This is a genomic window from Aeromicrobium sp. (assembly GCF_037719875.1).
In the GTDB taxonomy this organism is placed as follows: domain Bacteria; phylum Actinomycetota; class Actinomycetes; order Propionibacteriales; family Nocardioidaceae; genus Aeromicrobium.
Window position 1 is genome coordinate 24,638 of sequence record NZ_JBBJMJ010000020.1, and the last position, 21,313, is coordinate 45,950.

Here is a 21,313-nt window from a genome sequence, read left to right on the forward strand (position 1 = left end):
ACGACGGCTTAAGGTCTGATTTCGAACCTTATCGCCCGCACGGCGCCGATGTCCACGCTCAGGGTGGCCGGATCTTGTCACCGGCGGGGTCGAACAGCGGCTTGAGGCTGACTCGTGCGGGGACACGACGGCCCCCGACGTCGAGCTGATAGTCGCCCGCGCGGACATACGCCGCATCGACCTTCCCGCCGACGGGCGCCTGCACCCACGCCAACCCGACACCGGTCCCGAGCGTCGCCCCCCAGGATCCTGAGGTCACCTGCCCGGCGGCGACCCCGTCACGTATGAGCAGCTCGCCGCCCCACACCATGACGTCCGGGTCGTCGAGTGCGAACGACACGAGCCGGCGGGACGGGCCGGCGGCCTTGACCTTCTCGACCGCCTTCCGGCCGAGGAAGTCGACGTCGGTGCCGAGCTTGCAGGTGAAGCTGAGCCCCGCCTCGACCGGGTCGACCTCGGGGGTGAGCTCACGGCCGAACGCGCGATAGCCCTTCTCCAGGCGCATTGCCTCGATCGCGTAGTAGCCGGCGTCCACCAGACCGAGGTCGGTGCCGGCGGCCTTGAGCGCGTCGTAGACAGTGAGCGCATCGGCGGTGCGGACATACAGCTCCCAACCCAGCTCGCCGACGTAGGTGATGCGGGTGGCTCGAACCAGGACACCCCCGAGCTCGATCTCCCGGCTCGATCCGAAACCGAAGCTGTCATCGCCCAGCGCCACATCCGTGAGCCGCGCCAGCAGCTCCCGTGATCGCGGGCCCATGACGCCGAGCACCGCGAGCCGATCGGTGACGTCGATGACTTGCGCGTCGAGGCCCGCAGGGATGTTGCGCCGGATCCAGTCCTGGTCCCGCTCGGTCGTGGCCGAGCTCGCGACCAGGAAGAACTCGTCGGACGCGATCCGGGTGACGGTCAGGTCGGATTCAAAACCCCCGCGTCCGTTGAGCAGCGCCGTGTAGACGGTCTCGTCGGGCGCGACCGCCACGTCGTTGCTGCAGATCCACTGCAGGGCAGCCTCGGCATCGCCGCCCCACACGACATATTTGGAGAACGAGGACTGGTCGAATATCGCGACGGCTTCACGGCAGGCCCGTTGCTCCGCCGCGGACCAGGGGACCCAATTCTGCTTGCCCCAGGCATAGTCGATCGCGGGGTCCTGCCCGCCCGGTGCGAAGAAGTTGGCCCGTTCCCAGCCCATCTTGCTGCCGAACCCGGCGTTGGCCTCGGCCAGCCGCTGGTGGACCGCTGAGGTGCGCAGCGGACGGGCTGTGTCGTACTCGCGGTTGGGCCACGGCACGGCGTAGTGCAGGCCGAGCACCTCAGTGACCCGTTGCCGCAGGTAGGTGAGGTCGTTCTGGAACGGTGCAAACCGGCGGATGTCGACGGCGAGCAGGTCGACGGTCGGCTCGCCCTGCAGGATCCACTCCGCGAGCGCGCGCCCGGCACCACCGGCCGACGCGATGCCAACGGAGTTGAAGCCCGCTCCGACGAAGAAGCCTCGGACCGCCGGCGCCTCGCCGAGGATGAACTGGTTGTCCGGCGTGAAGCTCTCGGGCCCGTTGTAGAACTTGCGGATGCCGGCCTCGTGCAGCGCCGGGATCCGCGCAAGCGCGCTGTCCATCAGCACCTGGAAGTGGTCCCAGTCCTCGGGAAGCAGCTGGAACTCGAACGGGTGAGGGATCTGGTCGGGCGCGACCCACGGCTTGGCCTCGGGCTCGAAGCCACCGACGACGAGCCCGCCGACCTCCTCCTTGAAGTACGTGTATCCGTCCGGGTCGCGCAGGATCGGCAGGTCCGCGCGCACGCCTTCGATCTGGTCGGTCACGACATAGAAGTGCTCGGCGGAGTGCAGTGGCACCACGACCCCAATTTGGGCCGCGAGGTGGTGGGCCCATTGCCCGGCGCAGTTGACCACGATGTCTGCCTCGATGTCGCCCTTGTCCGTGCGCACGCCGGTGACGGCTCCCTCGCCGACCAGCACTTCGGTGACCCGGACGTGCTCGATGATCTCGGCTCCCCGACGCCGCGCTCCCCTGGCCAGCGCCTGGGTGAGATCGGTGGGGTTGGCGGTGCCGTCACCCGGGATCCAGATGCCGCCGACCAGGTCCGCGGTCTCGAGCAACGGATAGCGCTCGCCAGCCTGATCCGGCGTGAGCAGCTCGCACTCCAGGTCGTATGCAGCCGCGGTCGCGACCGTACGACGCAGCTGCTCCATGCGGTCCTGCGTGCGGGCGACCGTGACACCCCCGCACCGCTTGAATCCCGAGCTGAGGCCGACCTCGTCCTCGAGCTGGGCGTAGAGCTCGGCGCTGTATTGCACCAGGGTCGTGCCGCTCTGCGTCGCACGGAGCTGACCGACGAGCCCGGCAGCGTGCCACGTCGTCCCGCAGGACAGCTCGCCCTGCTCGAGCAGCACGACATCGGTCTCACCGCTCTTGGTGAGGTGATAGGCCACGCTCGTGCCGACGACCCCGCCGCCGATGATGACGATCCGCGCCCTGCCCGGCACGCTCATTCGACACCCGCCGCAGTGGCGAGCCAGGTGTTGAAGTGCGGTCCCCGGAAGTCTGCGGCAGCCTTGTCGAGGCGCTCGGCACCCCAGCCGTGAAAGTCGAAGTCCGCACTGTTGGTCGCGGCCTGGATGAATCCCCAGAGCGACCAGCCATAGCGCGACACCGTGGCCTGCAGCCGCGTGCGCGCGATCAGCTCGGGCGACTCCCGTCCGACGTATGCCGTCACGAGCTCGGCGAGCTGGCCGTCGTCGAGATCGCACTCGGTCCACGTGTTGCCGAGCTCGAAACAGGGATCGTTGTTGCCCGCGTAGTCATAGTCGATCAGCCAGATCCGCTCACCGTCGTCGACGATGTTGCCGGCCAGAAGGTCGTTGTTGCACGGGACGGTCGGGACCGGCCGATGCGCGAGCGCAGCGCGGATGCGGAGGAAGTCGTCGGCGTGCGCCGAATAGTCGTCGGGGATCGGGAAACCCCTGTCGAGGCAGGTCCGCAGGTAGCCGTGCTGGCGCGTGAACATGTCGAAGTCGCCGAGGAAACGCGGACCCGCATGGAGCGTGCGGATCACCTCGGCAACGCGTACGAGCGCACCAGGCTTGTGCAGGTCCGCATTGACGTAGCTGCGCCCGCCCACGAAGCCGATCACGAGAAGCCCGAGGTCAGGACGGTAGTCGACGAACGGCGCTCCGGCGCCGGAGCGCTCGGCCGCCCGGGTGTTGTGGGCCTCGGCTTCACGGTCGATGCCGAGCAGGTCGTTGTCGCTGCGGCTGAACCGCACGACGAAGACGCCGGCAGGAGTTGTGACCTTGAGATTCTGGTTGGTGAGACCCCCGGGCAGCTCCTGCACCGTTCGCGGAGAGCCCGCAAAGACGGGGACCTGGTCCAGCAGTGCCTCGAGGTCCGCCATGCCCGCACCCTATCCGCGGCGCATCCTAAGGTCTAGACAGATCGACATCTCCAGCAGTGGGCATCCCTGCTCGCGATCGTGAGACTCTCGATGTGTGAAATTGACGCAGACCTTCGATTGGCGTGGCCGCTCGGTCGCTTGGGATCGGGTCGGAAGCGGGCCCGCAGTCGTCATGTGCCACGGAACGCCGTGGTCGTCCGAGGTGTGGGTGCCGTTCGCAGAGGCCCTCAGCCGAGATTTCGCCGTCTACCTCTGGGACATGCCCGGCTACGGACAGTCGTCGAAACGGCCGGCCGATGCAGTCGACCTGGGCACCCAGGCAGAGCTCCTGAGCGATCTGCTGTCGCACTGGGATCTGCCGGCGCCCCACGTGGTCGCTCACGACTTCGGTGGCGCCGTCTCGCTGCGCGCGCATCTCCTGCACGGCGTCCCGTGTGCCAGCTTGGCGTTGGTTGACGTCGTGGCGCTGCGCCCGTGGGGCTCCGACTTCTTCCGGCTCGTCGGCGAAAACGAGCACGTCTTCGCCGCCCAGCCTCAGGGCATCCATCGGGCCGCACTCGAGGAGTACATCGCCGGCGCCAGTCATCATGGGCTGTCGCCGGCGCAGATGGACTCGCTGACGGCGCCATGGCTCTCAACGGAGGGGCAGAGCGCCTTCTACCGGCAGATCGCCCAGGCTGATGAGAGATTCACCGACGAGATCCAGGATCGCTACGCCGAGATCGACCTCCCCGTGAAGATCATCTGGGGCCGTCAGGACGCCTGGATACCGATCGAGCGAGCCATCGACCTGGCTCAGCGGATTCCAGGAGCGGACCTCGAGCAAGTCGACGGGGCCGGCCATCTGATTCAGTACGACGCGCCGGTGCATCTCGCCATGGCCCTGCATCGCTGGCTCGTGGACCAAGCCGCCAGCCGCGAGGCGTGAGGCGGCTGGGAGATCAGACCGGCTCGACGAGCAGCTCGGCGCCGGCGCCAGGGTCGACCCCGGTGTTGAGACTGATCCGCGTACGGTCGGGGCGATAGCGGTCCCGCGCGAACTCGATCGCCACCCCCGATGAGGTCGACGCCTTGCGGGTCACGAGCATGACCGCCGACCCAGGCTCGATCTCGAGCAGCACGGCATGCTCGTCCGAGACGATCTCCGGCTCGAGCCACTCCTGGGCGTGGTGGGGTGAGAGGTCGTAGTGCTCGCGCATGAGTCCGTACAACGAGCCGGTGAGGCTGCGGTCGAGCAGGCCGGGGAACAGCTGCGCAGGCAGATAGGTCTCTTCCAGCGCAAGCGGGCGGCGACGGGCCGACCTGACCCGGACGACCTCGATGACGTCCCGCTGCCGGCCGAGATCGAGGGCCGAGGCGATCTCCGACGTTGCCTCCACCAGTCCGGCCCTGACGATGCGGGCGCCCGCTCGTACGTTGGCCCGGCGCATCAGCTCGGTGAATCCCGGAAGCCCGCTGAGGTCGACCTCGATCAGCGGCTCACGGACGAAGTTGCCGCCCGAACGGCCGCGTCGGCGTTCGATGAACCCACGCGACTCCAGCGATCCGAGTGCCTGCCGCAGCGTCATGCGGCTGACGCCGAGCGCCGCGGCAAGCTGCTCCTCGGGGGGCAGCCTGTCATCAGCACGGATCCTGCCCGCACCGAAGCGCCCGAGGAGCCACGACGCGATGCGGGCGTGTGAGGGATCAGTGCTCGGCGCCTGGAGGTCGGGCATGTCACCCAAGGCCTCGCCGCCGACCTCCAGATTCCTCACCCGCCCGACCGTATCGACTCCACCTAGTCCTTGAACGCCTCAGTCACTGCGGTGTCGATCGTGTGCTTCGGACCGGTGAACCAGTTCTTCGCAGACGCGAACCACCAGATCGTCAGAGCGAGCAGCGTGCCGCCGGTGAGAATCGGCGCATAGTTGACGAACTTCCAGGAGAAGTCGTCGTTCCACGGAATGGCGGCCGGCGTGAACGGCAGGACGAAGTAGATCGAGATGATCACGATCTCGGCACATGCCACCAAGTTCATCCACTTGTACTTCTGGCCGTTGTTCCAGCTGCCCGGGACGAACTCGTCACCCATCTTCCACCTCAGGAAGATCGGGACGAGGAATGCAAGGTAGAGCCCGATGACCGCTACCGACACCACGGCGTAGAACGCGATCGGCACTGGCGCTCCGTTGATGTCGACCTCGATGAGGGCTGGCAGCGTGATGATCGCGCCGATGACGGCGACGAACACGACGGCATTCGCCGGCACCTTCGAGGACGAGACCTTCGACCAGATGCCTGAGCCCGGGATCGCTCCGTCACGGCTGAACGCGAACGTCATCCGCGACGCGCTGGTCAGACAAGCGATGAGGCAGAAGAACTGACCAGCAGTCGAGAGCGCCAACACCGTCACGTGCCAGCCCTGCGACAACGCCTGGTCGAGGATCAGGTTGACACCTCCACCACCCTTGGTGACCGCATCCTTGTCCTGGACCGCGAACAGGAATGCCAGCAGGAGCACCCAGCCACCTATCGCGGAGTAGAGGATCGAGCGCCAGATGCCCTTGGCAGAACCCTCCGAAGCCCCCTGCGTCTCCTCCGAGAGGTGGGCGGATGCGTCGAAGCCGGTGATCGTGTATTGAGTCAGCAAGAATCCGAGCGGCAGGACCAGGAACCAATAGGTGTTGCCGGATGACGCGAAGTTGGCATAGCCGGAGTTGTTGACCTTGTCGGTGAAGACGAAGTCCAGCGACTGGTGCGCCTTCGGGACGAAGGCGAGAATCGCGATGATGAGGGCGACGCCGCCCACGTGCCACCACACGGAGATGTTGTTGATGACCGCGAGGAGGTGGCCACTGAAGATGTTCAGCACGGCGGCAACTGCCAGCAGGACCACGAAGATGAGGAAGACCCGCTGCAGGCTGTAGTCCTCTGCCCACCCGGTGCTCAGTGTGCCCAGTGTGAGATCGAGGAACGTCGCGCAGCCATAACCCACGGAGGCCGTGACCGCGAGCAGACCGATCAGGTTGAGCCAGCCGGTGAAGAATCCGGCGGCGGGTCCACCCATCTTGGAGGCCCACCAATAGATGCCGCCAGAGGTCGGATAGGCCGACACGAGCTCGGACATCGTGAACCCGATGATGAGGATGAAGATCGAGATGATCGGCCAGCCCCAGGAGATCGCGACCGGTCCGCCGTTGTTCCACGCCTGGCCGAATGTCGTGAAGCAGCCCGCGAGGATCGAGATGATCGAGAACGAGATCGCGAAGTTCGAAAAGCTGGACCAGGAGCGGTTCAGCTCCTGCTTGTAACCGAGTGATGCGAGGTGCTTCTCGTCATCGGTGAGCTGATCCGCCATGGTGCACCCAACTTTCAGTGAAGTTGGGTGCATGCTAGCGCGGCATCACCCCAAGCATCTAGACCTTTGATGCTTCGGGTTCACAGAGTTCACGCGACGGAAACCGTGGCAGCCGCCGACCGACTCAACTCGATCCGTTGCCGCCCTCATCGCGCCGTTGGCTGCGTCTGAGGTCGTCCCGTTCACCGCGAAGCCGCTTGACCTGCTTCTTGCTGTGCTTCATCCGCATGCTGGTGCCAGCGATGATCAGCACCAGGATGGCTCCCACGATGACGCCTCCGAGCGTACCGGCCCGGAAGCCGGGCGCCTCGACATCGAAGATCCGTTCGCCGGCGTGCGCGGCCTTGCTGTTGCCGGCGACGACCGACAGAGTCAACCAGTTGGGTGCGGCCAGGAGCAGCGCGATCACCGCGACGATGATGCGCCAGGTCCAGCTGAAGAATCCGCGCCGGACCTGGAGGAGCAGCAGCAGCGGGATGGCGGTGAACACGAATCCGTAGAACAGGCCCCAGAGAGTTCCCTTCGTGACGCCGCCGCCAACCTGGTCACCGATCCGCTGCGCCCACCAGCGCGGGAAGAACGCTGCCGAGATGCGGAAGACGACATATGCCGCGACGGCCAGGACGAGGAACAGCACGATCCGCTTGATCCAGCGGCTCGGCGCTATGTCGGGTTGATCCTTGATCCTGCGATCGAGCTCGTCGTCCTCGTGTGGCTCGTTGGTTGCGGCTGATTCGTCCCGGGTCATGGCCCCATCATGGCATCGAGGCCGTCCCGCCGTGGGTCACCGGAGTGCGACCGCCATGGCCCGCCACTCCTCGCCGCGGACCACGCCGTCCTGGGTGAGGCCTGCGGACTCCTGCATCTTCTTGACAGCGGCGAGGGTCACGGTGTCAAAGAACCCGTTGCGGTCCGCGGCCGGCAGGCCGAGGGCGATCTGGAGGAACATCGTCGCCTTGCCGACATTCGTACGTTTGATCGTGCTGCCGGAGTAGTGCTCGAGCCCATAGGCGACGGCTTCGGACCGGGTATAGCCGGACACGACCCTGCTCGTGACGCTCGACCGGCTGAGCGAGGCCCAGGTGGGTTGGTCGAGCACGCCGGTGTAGGGAATGTCGTGGGCGCGTTGATACTTCTTCACCGCGGACCACGTTGCGGCGTCGAACCTGGAGGTCTTGGTGACCCCCAGCAACACCTGGGCCTTGGCGACGGTGTCACCGGTCCGGCCATATTGCCGGTCCCCGAGCGACGTCTTCACGAGCAGGCCCGAGGAGGGCGGGCAACTACCGGTGCGAGGCGTGCTGGTCCGCGCGCCGTAGGTCCCGGTAAACCGTACGCACGGGCCGTAGTCAATCGCGCCGACCTTGCCGGTCCAGAACGAGGTGTTGCCGCGGGCGCCGTTCCAGCTGAACGAGACGTGCACGTGATCGGTGTGTCCTGAGCTCGTCCGCCAGCCCTCACCAGCGCGATAGACCGACCAGATCTTCTTGTTGTAGATGACGTACATGATGCCGAGCCGCCGCGCATTGCGGCCATCGTTGCGAGTCACCCAGGACAAGAAGTCAGCCGCGGCGGCCTTCTCGCTCCTGTCGCCGACATCGACCATCCAGTCCCAGGCGCGGCCCTCGCTGTGCTCGGACAGGCCGTCGGTGCAGCCGCGACTGATGCCACCGGAGCGGCCTTCGGCGTACGTCTTGAGCACCAGCGCCTGCAACTTGACGACGCCCGGCATGTCGATCGGGCTGCACGAGATCTGCGGCAGGTATGGCGAGGCTGGATCAACGCCGGACGGCAGCGCCACCGGTCCGCGGAGTCCCGTGGGGCTCGAGGCAAGCGCGACCGGCGGATCGCCGGCGAGAGCCGGCGAGGCCAACAGCCCAGCACCCATCGCAAGGGCCGCCAACACGATCACCAACCGGCGCATCTCAGCGCCCCCTTCCGCAGACAATCTCTCCATACTGCGTCCCACAGGCCCCTTCTGTCACGCGAACGGCCCAGCCCCTGCGTGCCGGGTTGCGTGTCAGCGGGGTCCGATAGGTTCAGTGCGTGCGCATCGCGACCTGGAACGTCAACTCCATCCGCAGCCGGATCGACCGCGTCACCGGGTGGCTCGAGCGCAACGACATCGATGTGCTCGCGATCCAAGAGACCAAGTGCCGCGAGGACCAGTTCCCCGGCCTCGAGCTGGCGGCGATGGGATACGAATACACCCATGTCGGACTCAACCAGTGGAACGGCGTGGCGCTGATCTCTCGCGTCGGGCTCGACGACATCGCGACCTCATTTGCCGACGACCAGCCGATGTTCGGCGACCCCGAGGTCGTCGAGGCCCGGTCGATCGGCGCGACCTGCGGCGGTGTGCGCGTCTGGAGCTTCTACGTCCCCAACGGCCGCGAGGTCGACCACCCGCACTACGTCTACAAGCTGGCCTGGCTCGAGCGTCTACGTCAGGCCTCGGCTGATTGGCTGGCCGAAAACCCCGAAGCGCAGATCGCCCTGACCGGTGACTGGAACGTCGCGCCCCAGGACGATGACGTGTGGGACATGTCGGTCTTCGAGGGTCACACCCACGTCTCGGCGCCTGAACGAGCCGCCTTCCACGCCATGATCGACGCCGGCTATGCCGATGTCGTACGCCCGCACACCCCCGGAGAGTTCACCTACTGGGACTACCAGCAGCTTGCGTTTCCCAAGAAGCGCGGTCTGCGCATCGACTTCATCCTCGCCTCCGAGGCGCTTGCCGCGCGGGTCGACTCCGCCTGGATCGACCGTGAGGAGCGCAAGGGCAAGGGCGCGAGCGACCACGCCCCCGTCGCGATCGAGATCAGCTGAGCGAGATCGGGCCCGCAGGCGCTTGGGCCTGGAGCAGCGCGCCGCTCAGCTGCCCCAGGTCGGGCGCAGCGGCCAATCGGCGTTGCCGTGCGCGTCGGTCTTGACCGCGAGGACGTGGTGCAGCTCGATCTCGTTGCGCTCGAACGCGAGTCGTGAGCCGGCCATGTAGATGCCCCACACCTTGGCCCGGCCCAGACTGACCTCGCCCAACGCCTCGTCCCAGTGCTCGGCCAGGTTGTCGCACCAACCCTCGAGCGTCAGCGCGTAGTGCTCGCGCAGGTCCTCGACGTGGCGCACCTCGAGACCGGCGTCCTGGATCGCCGTGGTGATGCGGCCGACGCCGGTGAGCTCGCCGTCCGGAAAGACATAACGGTCGATGAACGCCCCGGTTGACATGGTCTTGTTGTGTGGCCGGGTGATGCAGTGGTTGAGCATCCGGCCGCCGACCTTGAGGTGATCGCGGAGGAACCCGAAGTAGGCGCTGTAGTTGCGTACGCCGATGTGCTCAGTCAGGCCGATCGAGCTGATCGCATCGAAGTCGGTCTCGGTCACGTCGCGATAGTCGAGGAAGCGCACCTCGGCCAGATGATCGAGCCCCTGCCGCTTGATCTCCTGCTGGGCCCAGGTCGCCTGCTCGCGGGACAGCGTCACCCCGAGGGCCTTGACGCCATGGTGCTTGGCGGCGTGACGGACCATGCCGCCCCACCCGCACCCGATGTCGAGCAGTCGCTGACCCGGCGCCAGAGCGAGCTTGCGCGCAATGAGGTCGTACTTCTCGAATTGCGCCTCCTCGAGACTCGACTCGAGGCTCGGGTAGACCGCGCAGGTATAGGTCATCGACGGGCCGAGCACGAGCTCGTAGAACCGATTGGAGACGTCGTAGTGGTGGTGGATCGCGTCGGCGTCACGCTTCTTGTTGTGGCGCAGACCCTCCATGGCACGGCGCCACTTGGGGAGGTGCTCCTCGGGCGGAGGCGGAGGCGGCTTGAGGTTGCCGAACCCCAGGCTGCGGACGATCTGCAGCATTTCCGCGGCCGAGGGGACCTTGAACTTGAGCTGGCTCATGATCAGGACCATGGCGTCGTAGGGGTTGCCCGGGTGGACTCCCTCGAGCTCGAGATCGCCCGAGACGTACGCCCGCGCGAAACCGAGGTCGCCCGGCGAGGTCATCAGGTAGGACAGGCCCCGTTCGTTGAGGAGGCGCATCTTGATGGGGGCGTCCTCAGGCCCGGCCACGCTGCCGTCGAAGGCCTCGAAGCGGAAGGGCAGGCCATCCTTCATAAGCCGGCCGAGCGCGCCCGCGATTGACAGCCGTACTCCGACGTCTGTGGTCATGAGTTCGTCACCGCTTTCTCATAGAGAGTGCTGAGTCTGGCCTCGGGGTCGTATCGCCCGCGGACGGCGGCGAGCACCTCGCCGCCATACATCTGGTCGAAGGTCTCCTGGTCGTAGAAGGCCTCCGAATAGAGGGACTTGTGTCCGCCGAGCTCGTGCACGGCGGCCTCGATCCGGCGGTTGACCGTGCCCGCGGGGGTGCCCGCCGGGACCTCGACGGTGCCCCAGAAGCCCACGTTGACATAGGTATGGCCGGGTGCGAGCGGATAGACCGGCCAGGGTCGGGTCGTACGTAGCGGGCACAGCCACACCGGACGCATACCGACCTCCGCGTCGAACCACTGCAGGAACTCTGGCAGCCGGTCGAGCGGCACCTCGATGTCCTGGATGACCCGCTCCCGACCGGGGACACGCTTGAGCCGGTCGAGCACCTTGACGATCCCGACCTTTTCGTCGAGGCCGACCAGGCGGTGGTAGACGTCGCTGCGTCGCCACTTGGCCGGCCAGACGCGACGCACCCACGGGATCTGCGCGCCGAAGGCCCCCGAGCACCAGAACCAATCGGTGTCCCAACGCCAGATGTAGTCGTGGATCGTCAGCGCATCGGTCTCGCGCCGTTGGATCGACCGGTAGTAGACATCCATGCCGGTGTAGTCGCTGACCGGCTGCTCGACGTCGGTGAATGACGCCAGTGTCAGATAGATCTCGTCGGGGCTGAATGCCGTGCCATCGAGTCCGTCGACCCGCTCGCCGTGCCACTCACCGGTCTCGGCAATGACTTCGATGGCCTTGACCGCTGCGGCGGAATCGGCGACCTGGACGTGCCTCAGCGTGACGTAGGCCGGGACCCGCTCGAGTGAGATCTTGAGCCGGGTGGCATAGCCGAGACTTCCGTAGGAGTTGGGGAACGCCTCGAACAGATCGGCGTGAGCGCCATCGGAAGACGCTGTGACGACGTGACCCGCGCCGGTCAGCACGTCCATCTCGAGCACTGACTCGTGCGGCAGGCCGTTGCGGAACGACGTCGACTCGATGCCGAGCCCCGTGACGGCGCCGCCAAGAGTGATGGTCCGTAGTTGTGGAACGACCATGGGCATCAAGCCCAAGGGGAGGGTCTCGGCCACGAGCTGCTCGTAGGTGCACATGCCCTGCACATCGGCGGTCCAGGTGTCGACGTCGATCGCGATGACGCCGTCCAGACCGCTGACGTCGAGTCCCGCAGAGTCATTGCTCTGGCGCGGACGAAACAGGTTGGACGTCTTCTTCGCCAGTCGTATGCGGTCGCCCGGCGCCAGGCGCCCGTAGGACGCGAGCAATCTCTCGACGGCTTGGGCGTGGGCCTGCCAACCTTTCACGTACTTCAGGCTAGACCCGGGGGCGGACATCCTGTTCCGCAGGTCGCTCTATGAGACGGCCAGGTATCGGATCGCAGCGGCATAGCCCTCCAGGCCCATGCCCACCACGACAGCCGCGGCGATGTCGCTGAGGTAGGACGTGTGGCGGAAGGCCTCCCGCGCATGCACGTTGCTGAGGTGCACCTCGACCAGCGGAGCGCTGAGCTGGCTCGCCGCATCACGCACGGCGACCGAGGTGTGGGTCCAGGCACCGGCGTTGAGGATCACCGGCGAGCCGGCGTCGGCGGCGTCGTGCAGCCAGCCGATCATCTCGGACTCGGTGTCGGTCTGCCGAACCTCGAGCTGCAGCCCGACCTCCCGGGCGACCTGCTCGCATCGCGCGACGAGGTCGGCATAGGTCGACGTGCCGTAGACGTCGGGCTCGCGCACGCCGAGGCGCCCCAGGTTGGGGCCGTTGAGGACGAGGACCGTCATCGGTGTCACCTCTGCAGTTGCCAGATCAGCGCGGTCGCGGCGCTGGACGCCCTCAGATCGTACTCACCCGAGTCGGTGAACCGGGCTTCGTCTCCGGCCTCGAGCGTGGTGTCGCCCGATCCGGTCGCGTCGGCCAGGCCGATCGAGCCGCTCGTCACGTGCACGAGGCTCCGCCGGGACGCAGGAACCGTGACGCCCTGGCCGGCTTCGAGGCGCACTGCGAACAGCTCGGCCGCGGCATGGACGCCGACCGTCGGGGTGAGCTCTCCCGGCTGAGGGTCGACCTCGACCTGGGCATAGTCGGGCTCGCCGTCGTGGTCGGAGGCGAGCATCATCTGCACGAAGACCAACGGCTCATCGGCCGAGGCGTTCTGCTCGGAGTGCTGCACGCCGGTGCCGGCGCTGAGTCGCTGCGCCGTGCCGGGACGGATGACACCGCGGTGACCGGTCCCGTCCTCGTGCCGAAGCGCCCCTTCGAGGACCCACGTGACGATCTCGACGTCGGCATGGTGGTGCAGGTCGTAGCCCCGGTCGCCCTCGATGCACTCGGTGTTGATCGCGATGAGCGGCCCGAAGCCGACATTGTCCGGGTCGTAGTGCGCTCCGTACGAAAAGCTGTGCCGGGTCGACACGCCCTGTCCCTCGGTCCGGAAGCGGTCAGCGGAGCGCCGGATGTCAGGCATAGCCCAGCTCGTGCAGACGGTCGTCCTCGATGCCGAAGTGATGCGCGATCTCATGCACCACCGTGATGCCGACCTCCTCGACGACGTCCTGCTCGGAGTCACAGATCGAGAGCGTCGGATTGCGGTAGACGAAGATCCGATCGGGCAGCACTCCGCCGTATGACGTGTCCCGCTCGGTCAGGGGGATTCCGTCATAGAAGCCGAGCAACGTGGGGTCGTCGGCCGGGGCGTCGTCCTCGATGAACAGCACGACGTTGTCGAGCAGCCCGGCGAGCTCCTCGGGGACCGCGGCGAACGCGGCCTCCACCAACTCCGCGAAGCGATCCGCGCTCACGTCGATCATGACCCCATCCTGCCCCACGCGGTTTGGGCGCGACTCGCCTCACCCACTATGCTGAACGGGCTTTCCGGCCCCCATCGTCTAGCGGCCTAGGACGCCGCCCTTTCACGGCGGTAGCACGGGTTCGAATCCCGTTGGGGGTACTTCTCGGTCGAGGTGGCGCCACCATCCGACCGAAGGTCGCAGCTTGGTGTCACCTTGAGCGAGAAATCGTCTCAGCACAGTGATTCGAGGAGGAGCCGCGAGGCACGAGCGGCGACGGAGTCCCGTTGGGGGTACTTCAAGGTCGCATGGCACCGCCATCCGACCGGAGTCGCCGCTACCCGGTGCGGCGCAGCACGTAGGCGTAGGTCACGGCGAGCAGCAGAGGCGCCCACAAGATGGCGGGGCCGTACGCGGCGACCATCAGGATCGCCCACCCCGATGTCGGTGAATCGGCGAACCCGCTGACCTGTGACCAGTTGGTGATGCTGAGCGCGACCAGCCCGGCCACCGCGACCGCGCCCAGGACGGCCAGCCCTGCTGCGAGCCAGATGGGTACCCGTCTCCCGCCCACGACTGGGACGACAGACGGAATCTCCTCGCCCCAGCGGTAGATCAATCCCAAAGTGAGCGCGGCAGCGGCTATTGATCCAACGCTGAGTCCGATGACGTAAAACGTGCCGAAGCCCGGTATGCGTTCGAGTCGCAGGTGCGCGTCACTCCAGCCCAGGGGCACGCCCAGTCCAACGGCGGTCCTCCACACGCTCGACGGGAGCACGCACACCAAGGTCGCCCACGCGGCGACCACCGCCCACCGTGGCGTGCCTGGTAGCGCGGTCAAACGACCCGCGGCTGCTGGTCTCCTCATGGGTCCGTCTTCCTCGAGACTTCTGAGAGGCCAGCCTCTCAAGGTTGTCGACAAGGGTGGACAGAGGGCTTCGATCTCCGGTCCGGGTCAGACCGCGAGACTCATCTGGCCGCCGCTTCGGCTCGCGCTACTTCGCGAGGAAGTCGATCAGCGCGGCGTTGAGCTCGTCGGCGTGGCTCACGTTGAAGCCATGAGGTCCGCCCTCGACCACGTGCAACGTTGCGTCGCTCAGCTGCTCAGAGCTGCGCTTGCCGGACACTTCGAACGGGACGATGGCATCGGAATCGCCGTGGATCACGAGCACCGGCACGTCCACCGCGTCGAGGTCTGCACGGAAGTCCGTGCGCGAGAACGCCTCGATGCACCCGACGACGGCCTCGTCGAGGGCCGGCCGCGCCAGCGTGAGCGCCTCCTGCCGCTGCTCCTCGGTGACCTGGAGCTCGCCATTGGCCGAGAAGAAGTTGGTCATGAACCCGTCGAGGAAGCCCTCGCGGTCATCACGAGCGCCGGACTTCATGCCCTCGACGTCATCGTCGCCCAAACCGCCGTCCGGGTTGTCGTCGCTCTTGAGCAGGAAGGGCGGCACGGCGCCGGCCAGGACCGCCGAGCGGATGCGACCGGATCCATTGCTGCCGATGTAGCGAACGACCTCGCCGCCACCCATCGAGAATCCGACGAGCGTGGCGTCGGAGATGTCCAGGGCCTCAAGGAGGCCGGCGAGATCAGCGGTGAAGGTGTCATAGTCGTATCCGCTCGTCGGCTTGTCGGACTCACCGAAACCGCGACGGTCGTAGGTGACGACCCGGTAGCCCGCTGCCGTCAGCGCCGGAACCTGATCCGACCACGAAGCCCCGCTCAGTGGCCACCCGTGGATGAGCACAACGGCGCGTCCGTCACCACCGGAGTCGGTGTAGTTGATCTCGATGTTGTTGGTCGTCGTGGTGGGCATGGTGCGTCCTCTCGATGGCAGGCGTGACACCTGCATCCTCCTCGATCATGGCTCCCGCCGCTCGGTCAGTCGCAGGGTGACGGTGTCGCCCGCGTGTCTGTGCAGCGTGCTCACCGTGACTCCTCGATGACCTCGAAACCGTTGCCGAACGGGTCTTCGAAGGTGTACATGGGAGGGACGCCCTCCCAGCGCAGGAGGTCCCCGACATTGACGCCGCGGTCACGCATCGCATCGTGCTCAGCCCCGGCGTCGGGCACGGTGAAACGCACTCCGGTCTCGCCGCCGGCGGCCGGGGTGTCGTCACCGCCGATGAGCGCGATGGTCGTGGCGGCGCCCGGTGGTGCGACCTCGATCCAGCGCATGGTCGGGCTGATCGTGGCGTCGAGCCGCTTCTCGAACCCGAGCGTGTCGACGTAGAACTCGACGGCCTTGTTCTGGTCGCTGACGTGCACGCCAATGGTGTGGACGCCAGTGATGGTGGTCGATTGCATCATGCCTCCTGTTGTCGGTCGGGTTCAGGGCGCTCCGTACATGAGCGAGCCGGGGGTGGTGAGCTCCTCCCCGGTTTCGAGCCAGGTCTTCAATCCGGACAGGATCATCGACCAGCCGCCATACACCTCTTCAGGGGCGTCTTCGGCCAGCTGGTCATGGGTGACGGTGAGCCGGCAGGAGTCGCCGACCGGTTCGATCTCCCAGGTGACCCTGGACGTGCCCGCGGCGTCGGCGTGCTCGCCCCAGATGGCGTGCATGGACTGCACCAGCCTGCGCGGCGGATCCACCTCGAGGTTCTCGCCCTCGATCAGTGGACCGTCGGCCAGGGGATTGGTGACGACGTATGTCGAGCCGGGTGTCCATTCGGACTCGACCCGATTGCCGAAGTGGAAACGGCGCCGGGTGTCAGGGTCCGTGATCGCGGTCCACAGACGTTCGGGCGTGGTTCGGATATAGATCTCGAAGACCTTTTCCATGGGTGTCTCCAGCTCCTTCTTGAGTTCGACGAGCCCTGCGGCCCAGTCCTCGGTGTACTTGCTCACCCACCGATCGTGGATGACCCGGATGGGGACGGCGTTGAGATAGTGGAGCTTTTCCCGACCCCTGGGTCGGGTGGTGACCAAGCCTGCGTCGCCCAGCAGACCGAGATGCTTGGCGATCCCGACCCGGGTCATCTCGAACCTCGAGGACAACGCCACCAAGGACTGCCCGTCCTGCGCGAACAACTCGTCGAGAAGGGCCCTTCGAGTCGGGTCCGCCAACGCCTTGAACACCAAGTCCATGACCACAGAATAGGAAACCAAATGGTTTCCTGTCAACCTGCGGCGGATCCCCGCCGCGGCTGTCTGCGAGCTGGGTCAGGCCGAAGGCAGGTCGACCCCTGGTCTCGGCCGGCCGGCCAGGGCGAGGATGAGATCGGCAGCCTCTGCCTCCACCGGCCTGCCTGCGCCATATGACCAGTCGAGGTCTGACGCACGCAGGGCGAGGCCGCCGACGCGGGTGCCGAACTCCTGGTGGACGCCCCCGACCGTCAGGATGTCGAGCACGAGGTGCACCGCTTGATCGCTCGCAGTCCGGGGCAGACCGACGGCCGAGGTGATGTCGAGACCGTGGATGACGGCGTGACTGAGGGCGCCCGACGAACCGCCACCGGGCGGAGTCCACGCGGCCATCGTCTCGCCGCTCAGGTCGGTGAGCAGCTCCTCGAATGAAAGCTGGCCGTCTCGACGGGCGACGGTCTCGCTCAGGACCGGGAAGTCGTATGCGGCTGCGGCCAGCTCGGCCTGGAAGGCTGCGCTGTCGTAGCGGGCGGCCATCGTCATGTGCGCGAGCACATGGCGCACGGCCCAGCCCTCGCACAGCGAGGGAAGGTCGGCGACGCTCGCGGGCTGAGCGGCCAGTGCGTCCGCGAGGGCACGCAGCTGTGGGCCGGCGAGGGGTTGCGGGTCGTCGGCTTCTGGGTCGATGGATCGGATCGTCATGCCGGCAGCTCGCTCACGTATCGGGCGAACCGGTCGAGGCTCGTCTGCCAGCCTGCGCGGGCCTGTGGGGTGCGATAGCGCGGCGGAAGACCGCTCTGATGGGTGACCACCTCGGTCCTGTCGTCACCCAGGTCGATGAAGGTGATCGTGGTCAGCACCCCAGAGTCGATGTCGCGCCACGACAAGGTCGAGGGGGGATCGATGTCGATGTAGACCGCGCGCATCCGGTGCTCAGTGCCGTCCTCGTCGTTGACCATCGTGGTCTCGAAGCGTCCGCCAGGTCTCAGGTCGACCACGATGTTGGCCAGCGGCGTATGGGTGCCGACCGGCCCCCAGAAGTGGGCGAGGTCAGTCGCAGTCGTCATGCACGCAAACACGCGGCCTCGATCACGGCTGTGCACGCGACGGTGGGTGAACTCGTCGATTCCGTCAGTCATCGCGGCCCCCCAGCAGATGCGCCTCGAGTCGATCGTGCCGGTCGACCCACATCTGGCGCTGATCCTCGATCCAGCCGATCGCCGTGTCGAGCCGTTGTCGTTCGAGCCGGCACGGTCGGGACTGTGCCACCTTGCGACGGGAGATGAGGCCAGCGTCTTCCAGCACCTTGAGGTGCTTCGAAACCGCCTGCTGACTGAGATCGAAGGGCCTCGCCAGCTCACCCACCGTCGCCTCGCCGCGGGCAAGGGCAGCCACCAGCGAGATCCGCGTCGGATCGGCCAGTGCCGCGAATGTCTTGGTCAGCTCGACTGTGGACTGCATGCACACTCCTTAGTTGTACAACTACTTAGTTGCAGACTAGGCGACGGCCATCGTTTCGGCAAGCGGAGACAGACCGCGTCGGACCACCCGAGTCGCCGCTTCCATCCCCGGGATCGGCCGATCATGGGAGGCTGTTCCGATGAAGGTCATCCGCGCGCAGCTCGCCGACATCACCCAGGCCGCTCCGCTGTTCGCGGCCTACCGCGAGTTCTATGGCGAGCCGTACGACCTCGAGTCCTCGGCGACGTTCCTCGTCAGCCGCCTTGCGCGCGATCAGTCGATCGTCCTGATCGCCCGCGATGACGCAGATGCGCCGGTCGGATTCGCGCAGATCTATCCTGCCTTCTCCTCCACCAGACTCGCCCCGATCTGGATCCTCAATGACCTGTTCGTTGCTGAGCAGGCCCGGGGCACCGGCGCGGCCGACGCCCTGCTCGAGACGGCCTCAAAGCTCGCCGTCGAGGCCGGGGTGATCGCGATCGAGCTCGCCACGGCCCACACCAACCTGAGGGCGCAAGCGGTCTACGACCGCAGCGGCTATGCGGTCGACGAGGTCTATCAGCACTACGCGAAGCAGCTACCGTGACGGGCGTGCACGACCTCAAGCCGGCGTGAGCGCCGGGAGATTTGCCCCGTCGCCGTCGGGAGACCTGCATGTCGGCAATCTCCGCACGGCGCTGCTGGCATGGCTGTGGGCCAGGCGATCGGGTCGTGACTTCCTGATCCGCGTCGAGGACCTGGATCGCGTACGCCCGGGTGCCGAGCAGCAACAGCTCTCCGACCTCAGAGCCATCGGCCTCGACTGGGACGGTCCGGTCGAACGACAGTCCCGCCGCCGCAACCGATACGACGCGGCAGTCGCCCGCTTGCAGGACGCGGGTCGTGTCTATGAGTGCTTCTGCACCCGGCGCGAGATCCTCGAGGCACCCACGGCGCCGCACCATCCGCCAGGCTCCTACCCCGGCACGTGCCGCGGACTCAGCGCTGCGGAGCGCGACGACCGCCGGACTGAGCGGCCCGCAGCCCTGCGACTGCGCGCCGCTGTCGCGGTCTTCGCGATCGAGGACGAGATCCACGGGACATACGAAGGCCCTGTCGACGACTTCGTGCTGCGCCGCGGCGACGGTGTGCCGGCCTACAACCTCGCGGTCGTCGTGGATGACGCCGATCAGGGCATCGACCAGGTCGTGCGGGGCGACGACCTGCTCAGCTCGGCCCCACGGCAGGCCCTGCTCGCGACCCTGCTCGGGACGGCCCCTCCGACATACGCTCACGTGCCGCTGGCGCTCAACCGTGCAGGTCAACGACTTGCGAAGCGGGACGGGGCGGTCACCCTCGCCGAGCTGGCGGCCAGGGACATCGATGCGTTCGAGCTCATCGCCGGCTCGCTCGGGCTGGCTGGCACGACGCCGACCGAGCTGCTCAGGACGTTCGACCCGGCGAGGCTGCCCGCCGAGCCATGGGTGTTCGACCCGCCTCGTCAGTGCTGATCGATGAACGCCTCGAGCAGGTCGCACAGAGCATCAGGCTGCTCGATCGTGCTGGAGTGGCCGGCGTGCGGCACGATCTCCAGACGCGCTCCAGCGATCGAATCGGCGATCGCCTCGGACTTGGCGACAGGGGTCGCGACATCGTCTGCGCCGACGACCACCAGAGTCGGCGCGGTGATCGCGTCCAGCTCCTCGAGGATCGGCACACGGTCGGTGACTCCATAGATCGCCTGCTTCATCCCGGAGCGTCTGACCGCCTTGACCTCGTTCATCCATGCCTCGACCTGAGGCCCAGCCTCGGGGCTGGCGAGGTAGGTCGGCCCGAACATGATCGGCTTGACCTGCGATGTGACCGGACCGAGACCCAGGAGGCCGTAGACCTTGGCGAGCAGCCGGTACTTCTTGACCTTGCTGGCGTCTTCCGGCCCGGCGCTGGTGTCGAGGAGGCTGAGCGATCGGATGAGCTCGGGTCGCCGTGCGGCCAGGCGCATCCCCACGAAGCCACCCATCGAGAGGCCGACGAAATGCACCTTGCCGAGTCCGAGCTGCTGGATGACCGCGGCGGCGTCGTCGGCCAAGGTGTCCATGTCATAGCCGCCGTCGGCAGCCGGTGATCTCCCCTGGCCTCGCCAGTCGATCGTGACACAGCGATAGTTGCGGGCCAGTCGGTCGACCTGCGCGTCGAACATGCGCCCGCTGAACAGCAGCCCGTGACCGAAGACCACGGCGGCTGCGTCTGGCCTTCCAGCCGGAGCTTCGGTGTCCTCGATATTGATCTTGGCGCCGTTGGCCTCGACGAGCGGCATGCAGAACCTCCTGGTTGCCGTCCAGCATGTCAGGGCTGGCCGCCGAGCGCCCAGCGTTCTGCCGGACGCTCCCCTCACGGGTCAACCCTTGACAAGGTTGTGAGTCATCACTAACTTAATCCCCATGGTGACTGGAAAACGGATGAAGGCCGAGGATCGCAAGGTCCTGATTCTCGAGGCGGCGATGGAGGAGTACGGCCGATCGGGCATGCATGCGACCTCCACAGAGGTCATCGCCGAGCGCGCCGGGGTCTCTCAGCCATATCTGTTCCGGCTGTTCGGCACCAAGGCCGACCTGATCGCGGCGGCGATCGAGCACCACACCACCAAGCTTCGCCGCACGTTTCGTGAAGCCGCTGAGCGGCGTGACCCAGACAGCTCTCCGCTCGAGGCCATGGCATTGGCCTACATCGGCTTCATGAATGACGACGTCAACTCGTTGCGCTGTCAGCTCCACACCTGGGCTGCCGCCTCCGACCCGGCGATCAAGGACGTCGCCCAGCGGACATACCGCGAGATCTGGGAAGACATCGCCACCTTGAGTAGCGCGAGCGCGGACGAGGTCCGCGACTTCATGGCCCACGGGATGCTGCTGACGATCCTCGCAGCCCTCGACCTGACCGAGCTGTACGGCGATCCACTCGCCGTCGCGAAGGAGTTCTGATGTTCACTGCACTCGCCCGACTGGCCAATTCGCACCCGCGACGCGTGCTCGG

General features: G+C 66.7%; 24 protein-coding genes and 1 tRNA gene. 6 read left to right on the plus strand and 19 right to left on the minus strand.

Annotation, left to right across the window (positions count from 1 at the left end):
• Positions 1–58: 58 nt before the first annotated feature.
• The gene (locus WKF39_RS14840; protein WP_340389780.1) at positions 59–2,512 is read right to left on the minus strand and encodes an FAD-dependent oxidoreductase; all 2,454 of its coding nucleotides are present in this window, start codon (positions 2,510–2,512) and stop codon (positions 59–61) included.
• On the minus strand, positions 2,509–3,414 hold the full coding sequence (locus tag WKF39_RS14845) for a phosphotransferase (RefSeq protein WP_340389782.1): 906 nt from the start codon (positions 3,412–3,414) through the stop codon (positions 2,509–2,511). The genes WKF39_RS14840 and WKF39_RS14845 overlap by 4 nt, the downstream gene beginning before the upstream one ends.
• Before the next feature lie 94 nt (positions 3,415–3,508).
• On the opposite strand from WKF39_RS14845, the gene WKF39_RS14850 reads away from it, so the two are divergent.
• Entirely contained in the window at positions 3,509–4,342 is an 834-nt protein-coding gene (locus WKF39_RS14850) for an alpha/beta fold hydrolase (protein WP_340389784.1), read from the plus strand.
• A gap of 13 nt (positions 4,343–4,355) precedes the next feature.
• On the opposite strand, the gene WKF39_RS14855 is transcribed toward WKF39_RS14850, so the two are convergent.
• The 4 genes from WKF39_RS14855 to WKF39_RS14870 form a co-directional block, all read right to left on the minus strand.
• Positions 4,356–5,168, minus strand: coding sequence for a GntR family transcriptional regulator (locus tag WKF39_RS14855; RefSeq protein ID WP_340389786.1), 813 nt, complete (start codon positions 5,166–5,168; stop codon positions 4,356–4,358).
• A 23-nt stretch (positions 5,169–5,191) separates the two neighbouring features.
• Positions 5,192–6,751, minus strand: a complete 1,560-nt coding sequence (locus tag WKF39_RS14860) for an amino acid permease (RefSeq protein ID WP_340389788.1) — start codon at positions 6,749–6,751, stop codon at positions 5,192–5,194.
• 124 nt (positions 6,752–6,875) lie between these two features.
• Complete coding sequence (locus tag WKF39_RS14865; RefSeq protein WP_340389790.1) at positions 6,876–7,499, minus strand: hypothetical protein; 624 nt, start codon at positions 7,497–7,499, stop codon at positions 6,876–6,878.
• A 36-nt stretch (positions 7,500–7,535) separates the two neighbouring features.
• Complete coding sequence (locus WKF39_RS14870) at positions 7,536–8,675, minus strand: peptidoglycan-binding domain-containing protein (RefSeq protein WP_340389792.1); 1,140 nt, start codon at positions 8,673–8,675, stop codon at positions 7,536–7,538.
• Between the two features lie 122 nt (positions 8,676–8,797).
• On the opposite strand from WKF39_RS14870, the gene WKF39_RS14875 reads away from it, so the two are divergent.
• Positions 8,798–9,583 (plus strand): exodeoxyribonuclease III, encoded by a 786-nt coding sequence (locus WKF39_RS14875; protein ID WP_340389794.1) that lies wholly within the window; start codon positions 8,798–8,800, stop codon positions 9,581–9,583.
• A 45-nt stretch (positions 9,584–9,628) separates the two neighbouring features.
• Here WKF39_RS14875 and WKF39_RS14880 read toward each other — a convergent pair whose 3' ends face one another.
• From WKF39_RS14880 to WKF39_RS14900, 5 genes are read right to left on the minus strand one after another with little or no spacing between them, the layout of a single operon-like run.
• Positions 9,629–10,918, minus strand: a complete 1,290-nt coding sequence (locus WKF39_RS14880) for a cyclopropane-fatty-acyl-phospholipid synthase family protein (protein ID WP_340389796.1) — start codon at positions 10,916–10,918, stop codon at positions 9,629–9,631.
• Positions 10,915–12,273, minus strand: coding sequence for an FAD-binding oxidoreductase (locus WKF39_RS14885; RefSeq protein WP_340389798.1), 1,359 nt, complete (start codon positions 12,271–12,273; stop codon positions 10,915–10,917). Before WKF39_RS14885 ends, WKF39_RS14880 begins: the two co-directional genes overlap by 4 nt.
• 48 nt (positions 12,274–12,321) lie before the next feature.
• The gene (gene aroQ / locus WKF39_RS14890; RefSeq protein WP_340389800.1) at positions 12,322–12,747 is read right to left on the minus strand and encodes a type II 3-dehydroquinate dehydratase; all 426 of its coding nucleotides are present in this window, start codon (positions 12,745–12,747) and stop codon (positions 12,322–12,324) included.
• 5 nt (positions 12,748–12,752) lie between these two features.
• Positions 12,753–13,430, minus strand: a complete 678-nt coding sequence (locus tag WKF39_RS14895; protein ID WP_340389802.1) for a pirin family protein — start codon at positions 13,428–13,430, stop codon at positions 12,753–12,755.
• On the minus strand, positions 13,423–13,773 hold the full coding sequence (locus WKF39_RS14900; protein ID WP_340389804.1) for a metallopeptidase family protein: 351 nt from the start codon (positions 13,771–13,773) through the stop codon (positions 13,423–13,425). The genes WKF39_RS14895 and WKF39_RS14900 overlap by 8 nt, the downstream gene beginning before the upstream one ends.
• A 67-nt stretch (positions 13,774–13,840) precedes the next feature.
• On the opposite strand from WKF39_RS14900, the gene WKF39_RS14905 reads away from it, so the two are divergent.
• Positions 13,841–13,913 (plus strand) — tRNA-Glu (locus tag WKF39_RS14905).
• A 176-nt stretch (positions 13,914–14,089) separates the two neighbouring features.
• On the opposite strand, the gene WKF39_RS14910 is transcribed toward WKF39_RS14905, so the two are convergent.
• The 7 genes from WKF39_RS14910 to WKF39_RS14940 all read right to left on the minus strand — a co-directional run bounded on the left by WKF39_RS14910 (position 14,090) and on the right by WKF39_RS14940 (position 18,301).
• Positions 14,090–14,620, minus strand: coding sequence for a hypothetical protein (locus tag WKF39_RS14910; RefSeq protein ID WP_340389806.1), 531 nt, complete (start codon positions 14,618–14,620; stop codon positions 14,090–14,092).
• A gap of 127 nt (positions 14,621–14,747) precedes the next feature.
• Positions 14,748–15,569: an alpha/beta hydrolase gene (locus WKF39_RS14915; protein ID WP_340389808.1), complete on the minus strand. Its 822-nt coding sequence runs from the start codon at positions 15,567–15,569 to the stop codon at positions 14,748–14,750.
• Between the two features lie 110 nt (positions 15,570–15,679).
• A complete protein-coding gene (locus WKF39_RS14920) occupies positions 15,680–16,060 on the minus strand; it encodes a VOC family protein (protein WP_340389810.1) in 381 nt (126 codons plus the stop codon).
• A 24-nt stretch (positions 16,061–16,084) separates the two neighbouring features.
• The gene (locus WKF39_RS14925) at positions 16,085–16,843 is read right to left on the minus strand and encodes an SRPBCC domain-containing protein (protein ID WP_340389812.1); all 759 of its coding nucleotides are present in this window, start codon (positions 16,841–16,843) and stop codon (positions 16,085–16,087) included.
• A gap of 75 nt (positions 16,844–16,918) precedes the next feature.
• Positions 16,919–17,542, minus strand: a complete 624-nt coding sequence (locus tag WKF39_RS14930; RefSeq protein WP_340389815.1) for a maleylpyruvate isomerase family mycothiol-dependent enzyme — start codon at positions 17,540–17,542, stop codon at positions 16,919–16,921.
• The gene (locus WKF39_RS14935; protein WP_340389816.1) at positions 17,539–17,979 is read right to left on the minus strand and encodes an SRPBCC domain-containing protein; all 441 of its coding nucleotides are present in this window, start codon (positions 17,977–17,979) and stop codon (positions 17,539–17,541) included. The genes WKF39_RS14930 and WKF39_RS14935 overlap by 4 nt, the downstream gene beginning before the upstream one ends.
• On the minus strand, positions 17,972–18,301 hold the full coding sequence (locus tag WKF39_RS14940) for a metalloregulator ArsR/SmtB family transcription factor (protein ID WP_340389819.1): 330 nt from the start codon (positions 18,299–18,301) through the stop codon (positions 17,972–17,974). The genes WKF39_RS14935 and WKF39_RS14940 overlap by 8 nt, the downstream gene beginning before the upstream one ends.
• Positions 18,302–18,440: 139 nt before the next feature.
• Between WKF39_RS14940 and WKF39_RS14945 the strand changes: the two genes are divergently transcribed.
• Together WKF39_RS14945 and gluQRS are read left to right on the plus strand one after the other, a co-directional pair.
• On the plus strand, positions 18,441–18,887 hold the full coding sequence (locus WKF39_RS14945; protein ID WP_340389821.1) for a GNAT family N-acetyltransferase: 447 nt from the start codon (positions 18,441–18,443) through the stop codon (positions 18,885–18,887).
• A 25-nt stretch (positions 18,888–18,912) separates the two neighbouring features.
• Positions 18,913–19,791 carry a tRNA glutamyl-Q(34) synthetase GluQRS gene (gene gluQRS, locus WKF39_RS14950; RefSeq protein WP_340389823.1) on the plus strand — a complete coding sequence of 293 codons (879 nt, stop codon included), beginning with the start codon at positions 18,913–18,915 and terminating at the stop codon, positions 19,789–19,791.
• Here the strand turns inward: gluQRS and WKF39_RS14955 are convergent.
• Positions 19,782–20,597: an alpha/beta fold hydrolase gene (locus WKF39_RS14955; RefSeq protein ID WP_340389825.1), complete on the minus strand. Its 816-nt coding sequence runs from the start codon at positions 20,595–20,597 to the stop codon at positions 19,782–19,784. The genes gluQRS and WKF39_RS14955 overlap by 10 nt on opposite strands.
• Positions 20,598–20,721: 124 nt before the next feature.
• Here WKF39_RS14955 and WKF39_RS14960 point away from each other — a divergent pair, with 124 nt between their 5' ends.
• Positions 20,722–21,261, plus strand: coding sequence for a TetR/AcrR family transcriptional regulator (locus WKF39_RS14960; RefSeq protein WP_340389827.1), 540 nt, complete (start codon positions 20,722–20,724; stop codon positions 21,259–21,261).
• Positions 21,262–21,313: the final 52 nt, after the last annotated feature.

What these genes read in the sequence shown, in the direction of transcription:
- WKF39_RS14840 (WP_340389780.1), bottom strand. Translation starts at nt 2,512, where the DNA reads ATGAGCGTGCCGGGCAGGGCGCGGATCGTCATCATCGGCGGCGGGGTC.
- WKF39_RS14845 (WP_340389782.1), bottom strand. Translation starts at nt 3,414, where the DNA reads ATGGCGGACCTCGAGGCACTGCTGGACCAGGTCCCCGTCTTTGCGGGC.
- WKF39_RS14860 (WP_340389788.1), bottom strand. Translation starts at nt 6,751, where the DNA reads ATGGCGGATCAGCTCACCGATGACGAGAAGCACCTCGCATCACTCGGT.
- WKF39_RS14865 (WP_340389790.1), bottom strand. Translation starts at nt 7,499, where the DNA reads ATGACCCGGGACGAATCAGCCGCAACCAACGAGCCACACGAGGACGAC.
- WKF39_RS14870 (WP_340389792.1), bottom strand. Translation starts at nt 8,675, where the DNA reads ATGCGCCGGTTGGTGATCGTGTTGGCGGCCCTTGCGATGGGTGCTGGG.
- WKF39_RS14880 (WP_340389796.1), bottom strand. Translation starts at nt 10,918, where the DNA reads ATGACCACAGACGTCGGAGTACGGCTGTCAATCGCGGGCGCGCTCGGC.
- aroQ (WP_340389800.1), bottom strand. Translation starts at nt 12,747, where the DNA reads ATGACGGTCCTCGTCCTCAACGGCCCCAACCTGGGGCGCCTCGGCGTG.
- WKF39_RS14895 (WP_340389802.1), bottom strand. Translation starts at nt 13,430, where the DNA reads ATGCCTGACATCCGGCGCTCCGCTGACCGCTTCCGGACCGAGGGACAG.
- WKF39_RS14900 (WP_340389804.1), bottom strand. Translation starts at nt 13,773, where the DNA reads ATGATCGACGTGAGCGCGGATCGCTTCGCGGAGTTGGTGGAGGCCGCG.
- WKF39_RS14910 (WP_340389806.1), bottom strand. Translation starts at nt 14,620, where the DNA reads ATGAGGAGACCAGCAGCCGCGGGTCGTTTGACCGCGCTACCAGGCACG.
- WKF39_RS14915 (WP_340389808.1), bottom strand. Translation starts at nt 15,569, where the DNA reads ATGCCCACCACGACGACCAACAACATCGAGATCAACTACACCGACTCC.
- WKF39_RS14920 (WP_340389810.1), bottom strand. Translation starts at nt 16,060, where the DNA reads ATGCAATCGACCACCATCACTGGCGTCCACACCATTGGCGTGCACGTC.
- WKF39_RS14925 (WP_340389812.1), bottom strand. Translation starts at nt 16,843, where the DNA reads ATGGACTTGGTGTTCAAGGCGTTGGCGGACCCGACTCGAAGGGCCCTT.
- WKF39_RS14930 (WP_340389815.1), bottom strand. Translation starts at nt 17,542, where the DNA reads ATGACGATCCGATCCATCGACCCAGAAGCCGACGACCCGCAACCCCTC.
- WKF39_RS14935 (WP_340389816.1), bottom strand. Translation starts at nt 17,979, where the DNA reads ATGACTGACGGAATCGACGAGTTCACCCACCGTCGCGTGCACAGCCGT.
- WKF39_RS14940 (WP_340389819.1), bottom strand. Translation starts at nt 18,301, where the DNA reads ATGCAGTCCACAGTCGAGCTGACCAAGACATTCGCGGCACTGGCCGAT.
- WKF39_RS14945 (WP_340389821.1), top strand. Translation starts at nt 18,441, where the DNA reads ATGAAGGTCATCCGCGCGCAGCTCGCCGACATCACCCAGGCCGCTCCG.
- WKF39_RS14955 (WP_340389825.1), bottom strand. Translation starts at nt 20,597, where the DNA reads ATGCCGCTCGTCGAGGCCAACGGCGCCAAGATCAATATCGAGGACACC.
- WKF39_RS14960 (WP_340389827.1), top strand. Translation starts at nt 20,722, where the DNA reads ATGGTGACTGGAAAACGGATGAAGGCCGAGGATCGCAAGGTCCTGATT.